The following is a 14,356-nucleotide window of genomic DNA, read 5'->3' as shown; positions in this document are numbered from 1 at the left end:
AACGACACCAGGAGACAACGACCATGACTTTCGACTCTTTTCGCATCCGCCGGTCCGGCAGCCGCCGAGCCCTGCTCCGTGCCTGCCTGCCACTGGCCGCGGCCGTGGCGACCTGGACGGCCGGCAGCGTGCAGGCGCAGGACAGCGCACAGGCCTATCCCAGCAAGATGATCCGCATCACGGTGCCCAACCCACCGGGCGGAACCTCGGACGTGCTGGCACGGCTGCTGGCCAAGGAACTGGGCAGTTCGCTCAAGCAGACGGTGGTGGTGGAAAACAAGGCCGGTGCCAATGGGCACATCGGTGCCTCTTATGTCGCGAAATCGGCACCCGACGGCTACAACCTGCTGCTGCTCGACATGAGTGTGCTGACCATCGGCCCGGGCGTGATGCCACAGCTCAACTACGATCCGGTGCGCGATCTCGCACCCATCGCGATCCCGGCCTATTCGCCCCACCTGCTGGTGGTCCGCAACGATCTGCCGGCCAGCAATCTCGACGAGCTCACGCGTTACGCCAAGAGCAGCGGACAGCCGCTGAGCTTCGGCACGCCGCTGGCCGCGATCAGCCAGTTGGCCGGCGTGGTGCTGGCGCAGAACCGTGGGTTCGAGCTCAATGTGATCGGCTACAAGGGCGGAGCGCAAGCGCTGGCCGACTTGGCCGGTGGACAGATCGACTCGGCCATGGCCAGCGTGCTGGCGACCGCGCCTCTGGTTCAGGGCGGCAAGGTCAAGGCGGTGGCCGTGACCAGTGCCCAGCGTTTCAGCACGATTCCGAATGTGCCGACGGTGGCGGAAACCATTCCGGGCTTCGTCACGGGATCCTGGCAGGGCCTGCTGGCACCGGCCGGTACGCCCCAGGCCATCCTGGACAAGCTGGAAGCCGAGATCCATCGCATCGTCGCGCAGCCCGAGATCCGCCAGCGCCTGCAGGAACTGGGATCGGAGCCCGTCGGCAAGAACCGCACGGAGATCAGCCAATGGATGAAGGAAGAAACCGTGCGCTGGGGCAAGGTCGTCAAGGACAACAACATCAAGGCGGATTGAGCCGGAATCCGGCTGGGGCCTGCGCTCAGACGATCACGGGCTCGGGCTCGAGCCGGATGCCGAAGCGCTCGTAGACACTGGTCTGGATGGCCCGGGCCAGCGTGACCACTTCGCCGCCGGTGGCGCCGCCGCGGTTGACCAACACCAGGGCCTGGCGGTCGTAGACGGCGGCGTGCCCCATGCTTTTGCCTTTCCAGCCGCAGGCATCGATGAGCCAGCCGGCCGCCAGCTTGAAACTGCCGTCGTCGAGCTGGTAGTGAACGATGCGGGGCTCGCGCCCGATGATGTCGGCACATTGTTCGGCGGTGACGGTCGGGTTCTTGAAGAAACTGCCCGCATTGCCGACGACGCGCCAATCCGGCAGTTTGTTCTGCCGGATGTCGCAGACCCAGCCGAAGATGTCCCGTGCAGTGGGCTGCTCGACACCGGTTTCCTCCTGCCGCTTCTGCAGATCGAGGTAACCGAGCTCGGGCCGCCAGGCCTTGGGCAGGCGCAGGCGCACACGGGTGATGAGGGCCCGGCCGGCCAGGCCGAAGTCGCCCGGCTGCGCGGCGGCGTGCTTGAAGACCGAGTCGCGGTAACCGAAGCCGCACTGTGCGGCGCTCAGCGTGAAGGACTCGCCGCTGGCGAGGTCGATGGCGTCGAGCGATTCGAAGCGATCCTGCAGTTCGACGCCGTAGGCACCGATGTTCTGCACCGGGGCGGCACCGACGGTGCCGGGGATGAGCGCCATGTTCTCGAGGCCGGGCAAGCCCTGCTCGACGGTCCAGGCCACCAGCTCGTGCCAGGTTTCGCCTGCGCCCGCCTCGACGATCCAGGCGTGCTCGTCTTCGTGCAGCAGACGGCGGCCCATGATTTCGACCTTGAGCACCAGCGGACGAACATCGCCGGTGATCACGATGTTGCTGCCGCCGCCCAGGATGAACTTGGGGCTGGCGGCCAGGGCGGGATCGGCGGCCAGGGCGCGGACGTCCTGCTCGTCGCGGATACGGACAAGCGCATGCGCCTTGGCAACGATGCCGAAGGTGTTGTAGCGCTGAAGGGGGACCTGGTTCTCGACTAACATGGACGCCATTTTCTCATCCGGCCCTGCGCCCCGAGATCGCACGTGGAGAATTTCCGACCCGGCCCGCAGCCGACCGGCGCATTCGCGCGCGCTCGGTGGCAGATCCGCCAGACGGGTTCTGTGTCCAACCGGTCGAGCGAGGCTCTCCCACGGAGTGACCGTCATTCTCGACTACCATTCTCCCATTCACTCTTTTCATCATCCAACCGCCCCTGCCCCCACCCGGCCCAGGGGCCGCAGCCAGGAACACACCCCCCATGCCTTCTTTTGACATCGTTTGTGAAGCCGACTTCGTCGAGGTGAAAAACGCCGTGGAGAACGCGGCCAAGGAAATCGGAACGCGTTTCGACTTCAAGGGCACCTCGGCCAATATCGAGCTCAAGGACAAGGAAATCACGATGTTCGGCGATGCCGAATTCCAGCTCACGCAGGTCGAGGACATCCTGCGCAACAAGCTGACCAAACGCAATGTCGACGTGCGTTTCCTCGACATCGAGAAACCGCAGAAGATCGGCGGCGACAAGGTCAAGCAGACCGTGAAGATCCGCAACGGCATCGAGTCCGACCTGGGCAAGAAACTGCAACGCCTGATCAAGGACAGCAAACTGAAGGTGCAGGCCGCCATCCAGGGCGACGCCGTGCGGGTGACGGGCACCAAACGCGACGATCTGCAGGCCACGATGGCGCTGATCCGCAAGGACGTGACCGACGTGCCGTTGTCGTTCAACAATTTCCGCGACTGAGCGGACCGGCGAACGGGAGGGCTCTCAGGCATGCCAGGCGCCCGGCTCGATCGCGAGGATGACCGCCGGCCCGATGGCTGCGGCGCCATGCCATGCCGTCCGGGGCCGGCTGGAACGCCGGTCGGAGCGCTGGGCCGGGCAGCCGTGTTGGGCGCTGTGGTTCTGGCGGGCTTGGCGATGCATGGCCCTGCCCCGGCCGCCGATGCCCCGGCGGAGCACGCACAGAGCAGCGCGCGCCGGGCCATTGCGGCGCAGGCTCCGGCCATTCGGCGCATTGCGCTCGAGGCCGTGGTCGACGGCCGGCACGCACGCCTGGTGGTCGACGAGGGGGTGCCGCGCACCCTGGCCGAGGGGCAGTCGGCCGGCAGCGTGACGCTGCTGAAGGTGATCGCCCCTGCGACGGCAATTGTCCGCGTGACCGGCGGGCCCCATGGCACGCTCGGACGTGAACTGGTGCTGCGGGCGGGCGAAGCGGCGACGCGGCTGCGCTGAGGACTCTTACTTCTGCGCGGCCGTGGCCACGATCTCGATGCGGTACTGGGCGTTGGCCAGCCGAGACTCGACGGTGGCTCGCGGCGGCGCATGGCCGGGCACTTCGCCGATCCATGCATCCCAGACTTCGTTCATCGCACCGATATCCTGGATGTCGTGCAGGAAGATCTGCACCATCAGCAGGCGGGACTTGTCGCTGTCGACCTCGGCCAGCAGGCGGTCGATCATGCCCAGGACCTGGCGGGTCTGGCCCTTGATGTCCTCGGTGACGTCGTCGGGCACCTGGCCGGCGAGATAGACCACGCCGTTGTGGACGGACAGTTCGGACAGGCGCGGGCCGACGTGCAGGCGCTGGAATTCACTCATGGTGTTCGGGTCTTTCGATCGGAAGAACAGGCAGCGCTGCGCCCTCGATGGACGCCGGCTGCCCGGGTCGGCAGGAACTCAGCGGCGACGCCGTCCCGTGCCGGATGAAACGGGTTTGGCGGCCGGGGCAGCGGAACGCGGCGACGCGCCCGGCTTGCCGGCGGCTTTTTTGGCGCTCTTGTCGCCGATGCGCGATTCCTGGCCTTTCATGAGCCGGGAAATGTTCTGCCGATGGCGCCAGATGAGCAGGGCACTCATGACGACGATGGCCAGCAGCACGGCATCGACGGTGTACCAGAGCGTGCCGTCGCCCAGCAGGTAGACGACCGGCGCGGCCAGGGCCGCCACCAGCGAGGCCAGCGAGGAATAACGCGACAGCACGGCGACGCCCAGCCAGACCAACAGCACGGCCAGGCCCAGCCAGCCCTGGATGCCGATCAGCACGCCGGCGGCGGTGGCCACGCCCTTGCCGCCCTGGAAACGGAAGAACACGGGATAGAGATGGCCCAGGAAGGCGCCCAGCGCCACCAGGGCGACCGTCCCGCCGTGCAGGCCGTAGGCCGGACCCCAGAGACTCACCGCCCACACCGGCAGCCAGCCCTTGGCGGCGTCGAGCACCAGGGTGATGATGGCCGCGGCCTTGCTGCCCGAGCGCAGCACGTTGGTCGCGCCGGGATTGCCGCTGCCGTAGCTGCGGGGATCGCTGAGGCCCATGGCCCGGCTGACGATGACGGCAAAGCTCAGCGAACCGATCAGGTAGGCCACGCAGGCGGCCAGCAAGGGATAGACAAAGTCGGACAACAAACGGGTTTCCTCTCGGGGATCGGAATCTCTGGCGGCAAGCGGCCTCCTCGTCGAGGGGCCGGCCCCTGCCGCCGGACGGAACGCGACACATTTTGCCAGTTCGTGCCCGGCGCGCATCGCGCAATACCCGCACGGCCGCCGAAAAACACGAATCGGACAAAACGGGACTACTCGAGCGGCAAGGCGCAGTTCACGGACTGGGCACCCAGCAGCTCGACGCAGACCTGCGGCGCGATCTGCACCAGGTATCCGCGGCGCCCGCCGTTGATGGCGATCAGCGGGAGCGCGAGGATGCTGTCCTCGATATAGACCGGCATGTCGCGCCGCGTGGCGAACGGCGAGGTGCCGCCCACCAGGTAGCCGCTGTGGCGGTTGGCCACCTCGGGTTTGCAGGGTTCGACCGACTTGGCGCCGATCTGGCGCGCCAGGTTCTTGGTCGAGACCTGGCAGTCGCCATGCATCAGCACCAGCAGCGGCCGGGCGTCCTGGTCCTGCATGACCAGCGTCTTGACCACGGCATGCGGATCGAGGCCCAGCACCCTGGCGCTGTGCTGGGCGCCGCCATGATCCAGGTACTCGTAGGCCAGCGGCACGAAGGCCACCCCGTGGCGTTTGAGCAGTTGGGTGGCGGGCGTTTCGCTGACGTGGTCTTTTCGGGCCATAACGGAATCGGGAGGCCGGCCTGCCCCTGCGGCTGTACCGGCGCGGTCAATGACGAACGGAGGGCGGGTTCAGACCGCCGGGTCGCGGTGGGTCCAGCGGATCTGGTCGATGGCGGCCAGCAGTTCGGGCGACAGCGTGGTGCCCCAGGCGTCGAGGTCCTCGTCGAGCTGGGCCACCGAGGTCACGCCGATGATGGTGCTGGCCACCGACCAGCGGGTGTAGCAGAAGGCCAGGGCCAGTTGGGTGGGCGTGTAGGCGTGGTCGCATGCCAGCCGGTTGTAGAGCCGGGCGGCCTCGAGCGCTTCGGGGCGGCCCCAGCGCTGCTTGCGCACCGATTCGTACGACGCGATGCGGGCACCGGCCGGCGCACCCGGCCCGGTGAAACCGCTTTCGTCGTACTTGCCCGTCAGCAGACCGAAGCCCAGCGGCGAATAGGCCAGCAGCCCCACGTCGAGCTGGTGCAGCGTTTCGTCGAGCGCGTTGTCGACGACGCGGTTGACCAGGCAGTACGGGTTCTGCACGCTGGCCACGCGGGGCAGGCCGTGCTGCTCGGCCAGACGGACGAACTCGCCGACGCCATAGGGCGTTTCGTTCGACAGTCCGATGGCACGCACCTTGCCGTCGCGCACCAGGCGTTCGAGGCCCTGCAGTTGTTCGTGGATGGACGACAGGCCGGGCGTGTCGGCGGTCGGGTCGTAGTAGACACGGCCGAAGGCCGGCACCGAGCGCACCGGCCAGTGGATCTGATACAGGTCGATGTGGTCGGTCTTCAGGCGGCGCAGGCTGTCCTCGCAGGCCGCGACGATGTCGTCCGCCGTGAGGTTCTGGCTGCCGTTGCGGATCCAGGTGGAGCCGCGCGAGGGGCCGGCGACCTTGGAGGCCAGCACCAGGCGTTCGCGTGCGCCCGGACGGCTGGCGAACCAGTTGCCGAGGATGCGCTCGGTGGCGCCGTAGGTCTCGGCACGTGCGGGCACCGCATACATCTCGGCCGTGTCGATGAAGTTGACGCCGCGTTCGAGCGAGCGGTCGAGGATGGCAAAGGCGGTGGCCTCGTCGACCTGTTCGCCGAAGGTCATGGTGCCCAGGCAGATCGGGGTGACGTTCAAGTCGCTGCGGCCCAGCTGGACCAGGGAAAAATCAGACATCGGTTCTATCCTTGAAGCTGACGGCTGGCGTCATGGCTAGGCTCCCGCTGCAGTCCACGCGCCGCGCGGGGGGGCCAGCCGCGTAGTGTAAAAGTCCTGCGGATTTTGTGCAGGAGAGCAGACGGGCGCGCGGCCCCGACAGGGGACGGCACGGTCCTCCTATGATGAACGGCCTGCCACCGCATAGAACGAAGACGGACCGAACACGCCATGCCGATGTACCGACCCCTGCGCCCCGCCGGCACCCTGGACGTGCCGATCCGCCAAGGCCGCTATCGGCTGCACGTGTGGGAGCCTGCCGAAGCGCACGACGAGCCAGCCCCGCCGGCGCCCTCCGGCGGACAGGAACAACCGCTGCTGTTGCTGCTGCACGGCTGGATGGACGTGGGAGCCTCGTACCAGTTCATGGTCGATGCCTTGCCGGAGGCCTTCATGCAGGGCCGGCGCATCGTCGCGCCCGACTGGCGCGGCTTTGGCCACAGCGCCCTGCCGGCGGCCGATCACGTGGTGTTTGCGGACTATCTGGCCGATCTCGACGCACTGATCGATACCCTCAGCCCGCATCGTCCGGTCGACCTGGTCGGCCACAGCATGGGCGGCAACGTGGCCATGCTGTATGCGGGCGTACGGCCCGAGCGTGTGCGGCGCCTGGTCAACCTCGAGGGATTCGGCCTGCCCGCGAGCACGGCGGACCAGGCCCCCGGGCGCTACGCGCAATGGCTGGACGAAATCCGCGATCTGCACCGGGGCTCGCTGGCGCTGCGCGGCTATGCGGATGCAGGTGCGGTGGCACGGCGGCTGGTGCGCACCAACCCGCGCCTGGATCCCGCCAGGGCGGACTGGCTGGCCCAGCAATGGGCCGAGCCGCGTGCCGACGGCCAATGGCACCTCCTGGCCGAGGCCGCGCACAAGGTGGTCAGCGCCCAGCTCTACCGGGCCGACGAAGTGGCGGCGGTGTGGCGCGCGATCCGGGCGCCGGTGCTGGTGGTGGAGGCCAGCGACAATGCCATGGCCGGCTTGTGGCAGGGCCGCTACACGCTGGATGATTTCCATGCCCGGCTGCAGGCGGTTGCCCATGCGCGCATCGAACGGCTCGGACCGGCCGGGCACAACGTGCACCACGACCAGCCCGAAGCGCTGGCGGCGCTGGTGTGCGGTTTTTTGGCCGGCTGAGACGGGCCGGGGCCGGCAACCCGGCCAGCGCCCCTGCCCTCTACCTGCCTCCCGGTCCTGGCGAACGGGCTCAGAGCCTGCGCTCGGCCAGCACCACCGGCGCATCGGGCAGTCCTTCCCAGGCCTTGGGCGTCGCCAGCAGCTCGATGCGCGCCAGCGGCTTGCGGCCCGGAACGTTCACGGCCCAGGTACGGAAACTGTTGCCATCGAGCGGATCGCCGGCGCTGGCAGGCGGGGCACCCGAGGGCTGGCGCGCAGGGCGGAAACCGCCCTGCAACAGCGCCCGGTGCTGGCTGCCATCGGCATAAGTCACCCGCACGGTGTAGTCGCAGCCGCCCGACAGGCAGTACTGCCCATAGGCCGTATCGCCCGGTGCGATGGCGGCACGGTCGGCGGCCAGCGCCGGGTCGATGGTGCGCCGCAGGTGACCTTGGAAGCTCAGCGGCGGGTAGATCTGGGTGGCGCCGGCCGTTCCGGCGTAGCTCATGGTCAGGGCGATCGCGTGCACCGGCACGTTGGTTTCGGCAGGCAAGCCCCCGTCCAGGCCATTGAGGCCGTTCTTCTGAGTTTCGGGCGCGACACCGACCCAGGTGCCGTCGATCGCATCCCAGCGCCGATAGCCGCCGGCGAAGGCGGCATCGGCGACCAGTTTGCCGCCCGAATAGGCATGACTGCCATCGGCCTGCAGCACGGTGCGGCCCTCGAGATGGCGCTGCATCATGGCCGTGCTGAAATCGGAAAACGTGGCATAGGCGTAGCCCTGGGCCTGGTCGCCGGCACCGCTCTGCATCGGGTCCTGCTTGATGCAACGGCCGGAACGGTCGAGCGGTCGGATCCGACCGGCGAATGCCTGCTGGGCACAGCGCACATACCGCGACGAGCTTCCGGGCATGTAGGGAGGAAGGAATTCGCGGCGACCGGCGTCGTAGCCCCAGACCGAACCGTCGAGGCTGCCCCAGTCATAGGGGAAGCGGCCGTTGTCGTAGGCCTCGCCCTGGTGGGGCAGACCCAGGCCATGCCCCTGTTCGTGCAGGAAGATGCCGCCGAAGAGGTGGTCGCCCGTGGCCGTGGCGCCGCCGATCAGCCCGAGGCCGCCCCGGGGACTGGCATAACGGCCGTTCGCATCGAGCATGACCAAGGGTGCGTAGTACTGCACGGCCAGCGGCTCGTCGCCATTGGCCTGGCGCAGGCGGTTGAGCACGGCGAGCACCGAACTCATGGCCGCATAGCCTTCTTTCTGCTGGCTGCTGTTCGACAGCACGTAGGCCGGCTGCGCGGTGCCGGCGGCATCGTCGCGCGGAGAGACCACCAGGGTGGGCCACGCCGCCTGGCCGGCCGCGTGCGGACCCACGGCCAGTGCGGCGACCGGCATCTTGAGCGCCATTTCCTCGCGCAGCGCGGCCGCCGGCGTCCCGATGGCGTCGAGCGCGATCCCGCTATTGGATTCGTCGGCGCCGAACAGGTAGAAGGGCAGGATGCGCCAATCGAGCGTGGTGTCGGCCCCCACGGCGGGACTGCGCCATTCGCTGGCCAGGCCGTCCGCCACCACCCGCAGTTCCAGGCCGCGCCGCAGCCATGCGGCCGGCAGCGTGGCGCTGTACCAGTCGGGTCCGTAGGCGCTGCCGCCGTCTTCGGTCGGCGGCAGTTGCGTCGGGTCGGCGAGCGGCAGGCTGCCCAGCCGGCGGTCGCCCAGCCAGCCCTCGATGGCCGGGCCGACGATGTCGCCGGCAGCCGCCAGGCGCACCAGGGCCAGCGCGGAACGGTTGCCGATCAGATGCAGTTCCTCGTCGCCGATGGGGGCGGCCTGCCCCTCCCAGCGCCGGCCGGACTCGGGCAGCACATGGGTCTGCGCCAATTGCAGGGCCAGCACGTTCAGGCGCTCCCGGGCCGGCTCGTTGGCGACGGGTCCGCGGCCCGTGACCGGCACTTGTGCGGAGGGTCCGTCCGGGGTGGACGATCCTCCGGCGCCGGCCGGCGGCGCGGTGTCGCCGCCCCCTCCCCCACAGGCACTCAGCAACAGGGCCACGGACAACAACAACGCTCGACGCGACGAGCGCACAGGACTGGCGGACATGGAACGACTCTCTGATGTTTCGAAGGGCTCAGAGAGTACCTTGGTATTAAATCATTAGTATTAAAAATCAGAGAGTTTCAGATTTTGTTTTCAGCCTGCGGAACGACGAAATGTCGCCCGCCCGCCGTGACATCGGCTCGGCGTGGGAAAATAACCGTTTGCGCAGGCCCGGCGCCTGACCCCTTACTACGTGGCCGCGTCCGCACGCGGCCACCCGATACCAGCAGGAACACACCATGGACGCAGAACACATCAACCAGATCGGCGCCAAGCTCGAAGACCTCCAGGCTCGCACCGCCGAGCTACGGGGGTATCTTTGACTACGATCAGAAGGCTCGCAAACTAGAAGACGTCAACGCCGCGCTGGAAGACCCCGCGGTCTGGAACGACCCCAAGCGTGCCCAGGAACTGGGCAAGGAAAAGAAGGCGCTGGAAAGCATCGTGCTGGTGCTCGACGACCTGACGCGTGAACTCGCCGACAACGAAGAGTTGTACGAGATGAGCCGCGAGGACAACGACGAGGCTGGCCTGCTCACCATCCGCGACGAGGCCGCGAAGCTCGAGGCCGAGGTCGAGAAGCTCGAATTCCGCCGCATGTTCAACCAGCCGGCCGATCCGATGAGCACGTTCCTGGACATCCAGGCCGGCGCCGGCGGCACCGAGGCCTGCGACTGGGCCAGCATGCTGCTGCGCCAGTACCTGAAGTACGCCGAACGCAAGGGCTTCAAGGCGACGGTCGAGGACGAGACCCCGGGCGACGTGGCCGGCATCAAGAGCGCGACCATCAAGATCGAGGGCGAATACGCCTTTGGCCTGCTGCGCACGGAAACCGGTGTGCACCGCCTGGTGCGCAAGTCGCCGTTCGATTCGTCGGGCGGACGTCACACCAGCTTTGCCAGCGTGTTCGTCTACCCCGATATCGACGACACGATCGAGATCGAGATCAACCCGTCGGATGTGCGCACCGACACCTTCCGGGCCTCGGGCGCGGGCGGCCAGCACATCAACAAGACGGACTCGGCCGTGCGGCTGACCCACATTCCCACCGGCATCGTGGTGCAGTGCCAGGACGGCCGCAGCCAGCACAGCAACCGCGACGTCGCCTGGCAGCGCCTGCGCTCGCGCCTGTACGACTTCGAGATGCGCAAGCGCATGGAAGAGCAGCAGAAGCTCGAGGACTCCAAGACCGACGTCGGCTGGGGCCACCAGATCCGCAGCTACGTGCTCGACAACAGCCGCATCAAGGATCTGCGCACCAACGTGGAAATCTCGAACACGCAGAAGGTGCTCGACGGCGATCTCGACGCTTTCATCGAAGCCTCGCTCAAGCAAGGCGTGTGATGGATCAGCAGCAGCCCGTTCAAACCGTGTTTCCCGCCGTCCACGCCATCGTCTTCGACATGGACGGCACCCTGATCGATTCGCTGCCGGCCCATCTGCAGGCCTGGCAGGTCTTCGCGCAGCGCCACGGCCTGCGCATCGAAGATCCGGTCGCGTTCCTGGCCCGCATCAACGGCCGCAACGGCCGGGAGTGCGTGAGCGCGATGTTCGGGCGCGAGTTCTCGGATGCCGATGCGCTGCCGCTGAACAATGAAAAGGAAGCGCTGTACCGCGAACTGTTCGCGGCGGACTTCCGGCCCGTGCCCGGCGTGGCTGCGTTTGCCGCCCAGGCGGCTGCACGCGGCCTGCGCATCGGCGTGGGCTCGGCCAGCGATCGCCACAACCTGGCCTTTGCGCTCGAGCAACTGGCGCTCGACCCGGCACCGCAAGCCGTGGTGGGCGGGGACGAGGGCCTTCCCGGCAAACCCGATCCCGCCATCTTCCTGGCGGTGGCGCAACGCCTGGGCGTGGAGCCCGCGCACTGCCTGGTGTTCGAGGACGCGCCCTACGGCATCGAGGCCGCGCGCCGTGCCGGCATGCAGGCCGTTGCGGTCTGCACCACGCATACTGCGCAAGAACTGGCCGGCCCGCATGTGCGCGCCGCCATCGCCGACTACCGCGAACTGATCGCCAACCTATTCCTGGAGAAACTCGATGTTGCGTGACGACCTGGGACAGCCCCTCACCATCCTGCGCGAGGACTACAGCGCGACGCCCTACTGGATCGACACGGTCGACCTGACCTTCGACCTGGACCCGGCCAAGACCCGCGTGGTCAACCGCATGACGCTGCGCCGCAATGCGGATGTGCCGGCCCAGCCGCTCAAGCTCGACGGCGAGGAGCTGAACCTGGCGCGTGTGCTGGTGAACGGACAGTCGGCCTCCTTCCGCATGGAAGGCAAGCAGCTGGTGCTCGACAACCTGCCGGCAGAAGGCAGCTTCGATCTCGAGATCTTCACCACCTGCTGCCCGGCCAAGAACACCAAGCTCATGGGCCTGTACGTGAGCCAGGACGCGTTCTTCACGCAATGCGAGGCCGAGGGTTTCCGCCGCATCACGTATTTCCTGGATCGCCCGGACGTCATGGCGAGCTACACGGTGACGTTGCGTGCCGACAAGGCGCGTTACCCGGTGCTGCTGTCCAACGGCAATCGGGTCGACAGCGGCGACCTGCAGGGCACGGGCAACGAGGGCCGGCATTTCGCCAAGTGGGTCGACCCGCACAAGAAGCCCTGCTACCTGTTTGCGCTGGTGGCGGGCCAACTGGTGGCCCGCGAGCAGCGCATCACCTCGCGCGCCGGCCAGGAGCATCTGCTGCAGGTCTACGTGCGCCCCGGCGACCTCGACAAGACCGAGCACGCGATGACGTCGCTGGTGTATTCGGTGCTGTGGGACGAGGCCCGCTTCGGGCTGCCGCTCGATCTCGAGCGTTTCATGATCGTCGCCGTGGGCGACTTCAACATGGGCGCGATGGAGAACAAGGGCCTGAACATCTTCAACACCAAGTACGTGCTGGCCAATCCTGCCACCGCGACCGATGTCGATTTCGCCAACATCGAGAGCGTGGTCGGCCACGAGTACTTCCACAACTGGAGTGGCAACCGCGTCACCTGCCGCGACTGGTTCCAGCTCAGCCTGAAGGAAGGGTTGACGGTGTTCCGCGACCAGGAGTTCAGCATGGACCTGGCCGGCAGCGCGAGCGCGCGGGCGGTCAAGCGCATCGAGGACGTGCGGGTGCTGCGCACCGCGCAATTCCCCGAAGACGCGGGCCCGATGGCCCACCCGGTGCGGCCGGACAGCTACATCGAGATCAACAACTTCTACACCGTCACCATCTACGAAAAAGGGGCCGAGGTGGTGCGCATGATGCAGACGCTGGTGGGCCGCGAAGGCTTCCAGAAGGGCATCACGCTGTATTTCGAACGCTTCGACGGCCAGGCCGTGACCTGCGACGATTTTGCGCAGGCCATCGCCGATGCCAATCCCGAGAGCGAACTGGCACGCCAGTTGCCGCAGTTCAAGCTGTGGTACAGCCAGGCCGGAACGCCGCGTCTGCGCGTCGAAACCGCCTACGACGCGCAGGCCCAGACCTTCAGCCTGACCTTCACGCAGACCGTGCCCGACACGCCCGGCCAGAGCGGCAAGTCGGCGATGGTGGTCCCGGTGACGCTGGGACTGCTGGCGGCCGACGGCCGCGCCCTGCCGCTGCAGCAGTCGGGCGATGCGGTGCCGGTGGCTGCGGCCAGCGGCACCGAGCAGACGCTGGTGCTGACGCAGGCCCGCACCACCGTGACCTACGGCGGCGTGACCGAACAGCCGGTACCGTCGGTTCTGCGCCAGTTCAGCGCCCCCGTGGTGCTCGAGGCGGACGACAGCGACGATCAGTTGCTGGTGCGCCTGCGTCACGACAGCGATCCGTTCAACCGGTGGGAAGCGGGCCAGCGCCTGTCGCTGCGCCGCATCCTGGCCGGCATCGCCCAGGAGCCGGCCGCCGCCTCGGCCGACGGCCAGGTGCTGCTCGACGCCGCCTACATCGATGCGCTGCGCCAGTTGCTGCGCGACGCCACGCTGGACGCGGCCTTCAAGGAGCTGGCGCTCACGCTGCCGTCCGAGAACTACATCGCCGAACAGCTGGACGTGGTCGACCCGCAGCGCATCCACGCGGTGCGCGAATCGCTGCGCGAACAACTGGCCCATGCGCTGTACGACGACTGGCTGCACGCCTACGAGGCGCATCACGACAACGGCGGCTACAGCCCCGACCCGGTGTCCTCGGGCCGCCGTGCGCTGGCGGGACTGGCGCTCGGCATGCTGGTGCTGGCCGCGCGCCGCACCGGCGATGCCGTGTGGCCGGGCCGCGCCTACCAGCGCTTCAAGGATGCAGGCAACATGACCGACCGCCAGAACGCCCTGCTGGCGTTGCTGGGTGCCGGCCACGAGCTGGCGCAGCCGGCGCTGCAGCGCTTCCATGCCCTGTTCCGCCATGAGGCGCTGGTCATCGACAAATGGTTTGCGCTGCAGGGCGGCGCGGTGGACCGCCAGGGCCAGGTGCTGCCCCAGGTGCGACAGTTGATGAAGCATGCCGACTTCAGCCTGAAGAACCCCAACCGCGCACGCAGCCTGATCTTCAGCTACTGCAGTGCCAACCCCGGCGCCTTCCACCGCAGCGATGCCGCGGGTTATGTGTTCTGGAGCGAACAGGTCATCGCCCTGGATGCCATCAACCCGCAGGTCGCGGCCCGCCTGGCGCGTGCGCTCGACCGCTGGAAGAAGCTGGCCGAGCCCTACCGCCATGCCGCGGAAGAAGCGCTGCGGCGCGTGGCCGCCAAGGCCGATCTCAGCAACGACGTGCGCGAGGTGATCTCGCGCGCACTGGCCGCCTGATCCGGTTTTTTTATCTAGGA

Annotated in this window: 14 protein-coding genes; 7 read left to right on the top strand and 7 right to left on the bottom strand. The window is 67.8% G+C overall.

Annotated elements, in window-relative coordinates:
* The first annotated feature begins 23 nt into the window (after positions 1-23).
* On the top strand, positions 24-1,046 hold the full coding sequence (locus tag EC845_RS18980; RefSeq protein ID WP_158615733.1) for a tripartite tricarboxylate transporter substrate binding protein: 1,023 nt from the start codon (positions 24-26) through the stop codon (positions 1,044-1,046).
* Between the two features lie 25 nt (positions 1,047-1,071).
* On the opposite strand, the gene murB is transcribed toward EC845_RS18980, so the two are convergent.
* Complete coding sequence (gene murB, locus EC845_RS18975) at positions 1,072-2,112, bottom strand: UDP-N-acetylmuramate dehydrogenase (protein WP_123299706.1); 1,041 nt, start codon at positions 2,110-2,112, stop codon at positions 1,072-1,074.
* 257 nt (positions 2,113-2,369) lie between these two features.
* Here murB and EC845_RS18970 point away from each other — a divergent pair, with 257 nt between their 5' ends.
* Complete coding sequence (locus EC845_RS18970; RefSeq protein ID WP_123299705.1) at positions 2,370-2,855, top strand: YajQ family cyclic di-GMP-binding protein; 486 nt, start codon at positions 2,370-2,372, stop codon at positions 2,853-2,855.
* Between the two features lie 24 nt (positions 2,856-2,879).
* Here the strand turns inward: EC845_RS18970 and EC845_RS22415 are convergent, their stop codons facing one another.
* Positions 2,880-3,038, bottom strand: a complete 159-nt coding sequence (locus tag EC845_RS22415; protein ID WP_158615732.1) for a hypothetical protein — start codon at positions 3,036-3,038, stop codon at positions 2,880-2,882.
* Between EC845_RS22415 and EC845_RS18965 the strand changes: the two genes are divergently transcribed.
* A complete protein-coding gene (locus EC845_RS18965; protein WP_148077347.1) occupies positions 3,033-3,347 on the top strand; it encodes a hypothetical protein in 315 nt (104 codons plus the stop codon). The genes EC845_RS22415 and EC845_RS18965 overlap by 6 nt on opposite strands.
* 6 nt (positions 3,348-3,353) lie before the next feature.
* Here the strand turns inward: EC845_RS18965 and EC845_RS18960 are convergent, their stop codons facing one another.
* The 4 genes from EC845_RS18960 to EC845_RS18945 all read right to left on the bottom strand — a co-directional run bounded on the left by EC845_RS18960 (position 3,354) and on the right by EC845_RS18945 (position 6,325).
* The gene (locus tag EC845_RS18960) at positions 3,354-3,713 is read right to left on the bottom strand and encodes a RidA family protein (RefSeq protein ID WP_123299703.1); all 360 of its coding nucleotides are present in this window, start codon (positions 3,711-3,713) and stop codon (positions 3,354-3,356) included.
* A 78-nt stretch (positions 3,714-3,791) separates the two neighbouring features.
* On the bottom strand, positions 3,792-4,514 hold the full coding sequence (gene plsY / locus EC845_RS18955; RefSeq protein WP_233598185.1) for a glycerol-3-phosphate 1-O-acyltransferase PlsY: 723 nt from the start codon (positions 4,512-4,514) through the stop codon (positions 3,792-3,794).
* A gap of 170 nt (positions 4,515-4,684) precedes the next feature.
* Positions 4,685-5,179, bottom strand: coding sequence for an aminoacyl-tRNA deacylase (locus EC845_RS18950; RefSeq protein ID WP_123299701.1), 495 nt, complete (start codon positions 5,177-5,179; stop codon positions 4,685-4,687).
* 69 nt (positions 5,180-5,248) lie between these two features.
* On the bottom strand, positions 5,249-6,325 hold the full coding sequence (locus EC845_RS18945) for an aldo/keto reductase (protein WP_123299700.1): 1,077 nt from the start codon (positions 6,323-6,325) through the stop codon (positions 5,249-5,251).
* 216 nt (positions 6,326-6,541) lie between these two features.
* On the opposite strand from EC845_RS18945, the gene EC845_RS18940 reads away from it, so the two are divergent.
* Positions 6,542-7,498 (top strand): alpha/beta fold hydrolase, encoded by a 957-nt coding sequence (locus tag EC845_RS18940; RefSeq protein WP_123299847.1) that lies wholly within the window; start codon positions 6,542-6,544, stop codon positions 7,496-7,498.
* A 70-nt stretch (positions 7,499-7,568) separates the two neighbouring features.
* Here the strand turns inward: EC845_RS18940 and EC845_RS18935 are convergent, their stop codons facing one another.
* The gene (locus EC845_RS18935; RefSeq protein WP_123299699.1) at positions 7,569-9,572 is read right to left on the bottom strand and encodes a M66 family metalloprotease; all 2,004 of its coding nucleotides are present in this window, start codon (positions 9,570-9,572) and stop codon (positions 7,569-7,571) included.
* Positions 9,573-9,808: 236 nt separating this feature from the next.
* Here EC845_RS18935 and prfB point away from each other — a divergent pair.
* The 3 genes from prfB (at position 9,809) to pepN (ending at position 14,336) form a co-directional block, all read left to right on the top strand.
* Positions 9,809-10,913 (top strand): peptide chain release factor 2 gene (gene prfB, locus EC845_RS18930; RefSeq protein ID WP_123299698.1). Its coding sequence is split into 2 segments (ribosomal slippage): positions 9,809-9,889 and positions 9,891-10,913, totalling 1,104 coding nucleotides; the frame shifts between segments, so codons are not numbered across the junction.
* Positions 10,913-11,617: an HAD family phosphatase gene (locus EC845_RS18925; RefSeq protein ID WP_123299697.1), complete on the top strand. Its 705-nt coding sequence runs from the start codon at positions 10,913-10,915 to the stop codon at positions 11,615-11,617. The genes prfB and EC845_RS18925 overlap by 1 nt, the downstream gene beginning before the upstream one ends.
* Positions 11,607-14,336 carry an aminopeptidase N gene (gene pepN, locus EC845_RS18920; RefSeq protein WP_123299696.1) on the top strand — a complete coding sequence of 910 codons (2,730 nt, stop codon included), beginning with the start codon at positions 11,607-11,609 and terminating at the stop codon, positions 14,334-14,336. Before EC845_RS18925 ends, pepN begins: the two co-directional genes overlap by 11 nt.
* Positions 14,337-14,356: the final 20 nt, after the last annotated feature.

Origin of the sequence: Comamonas sp. BIGb0124 (genome assembly GCF_003752175.1) — a bacterium.
Classification (GTDB): domain Bacteria; phylum Pseudomonadota; class Gammaproteobacteria; order Burkholderiales; family Burkholderiaceae_C; genus Comamonas_F.
This window is presented reverse-complemented; position numbering and strand designations above follow the sequence as displayed.

Bases quoted from the DNA above. Each gene is read 5' to 3' on its own strand.
- EC845_RS18980 (WP_158615733.1), top strand. From the start codon at position 24: ATGACTTTCGACTCTTTTCGCATCCGCCGGTCCGGCAGCCGCCGAGCC.
- murB (WP_123299706.1), bottom strand. From the start codon at position 2,112: ATGTTAGTCGAGAACCAGGTCCCCCTTCAGCGCTACAACACCTTCGGC.
- EC845_RS18970 (WP_123299705.1), top strand. From the start codon at position 2,370: ATGCCTTCTTTTGACATCGTTTGTGAAGCCGACTTCGTCGAGGTGAAA.
- EC845_RS18965 (WP_148077347.1), top strand. From the start codon at position 3,033: ATGCATGGCCCTGCCCCGGCCGCCGATGCCCCGGCGGAGCACGCACAG.
- EC845_RS22415 (WP_158615732.1), bottom strand. From the start codon at position 3,038: ATGCATCGCCAAGCCCGCCAGAACCACAGCGCCCAACACGGCTGCCCG.
- EC845_RS18960 (WP_123299703.1), bottom strand. From the start codon at position 3,713: ATGAGTGAATTCCAGCGCCTGCACGTCGGCCCGCGCCTGTCCGAACTG.
- EC845_RS18950 (WP_123299701.1), bottom strand. From the start codon at position 5,179: ATGGCCCGAAAAGACCACGTCAGCGAAACGCCCGCCACCCAACTGCTC.
- EC845_RS18945 (WP_123299700.1), bottom strand. From the start codon at position 6,325: ATGTCTGATTTTTCCCTGGTCCAGCTGGGCCGCAGCGACTTGAACGTC.
- EC845_RS18940 (WP_123299847.1), top strand. From the start codon at position 6,542: ATGTACCGACCCCTGCGCCCCGCCGGCACCCTGGACGTGCCGATCCGC.
- EC845_RS18935 (WP_123299699.1), bottom strand. From the start codon at position 9,572: ATGTCCGCCAGTCCTGTGCGCTCGTCGCGTCGAGCGTTGTTGTTGTCC.
- EC845_RS18925 (WP_123299697.1), top strand. From the start codon at position 10,913: ATGGATCAGCAGCAGCCCGTTCAAACCGTGTTTCCCGCCGTCCACGCC.
- pepN (WP_123299696.1), top strand. From the start codon at position 11,607: ATGTTGCGTGACGACCTGGGACAGCCCCTCACCATCCTGCGCGAGGAC.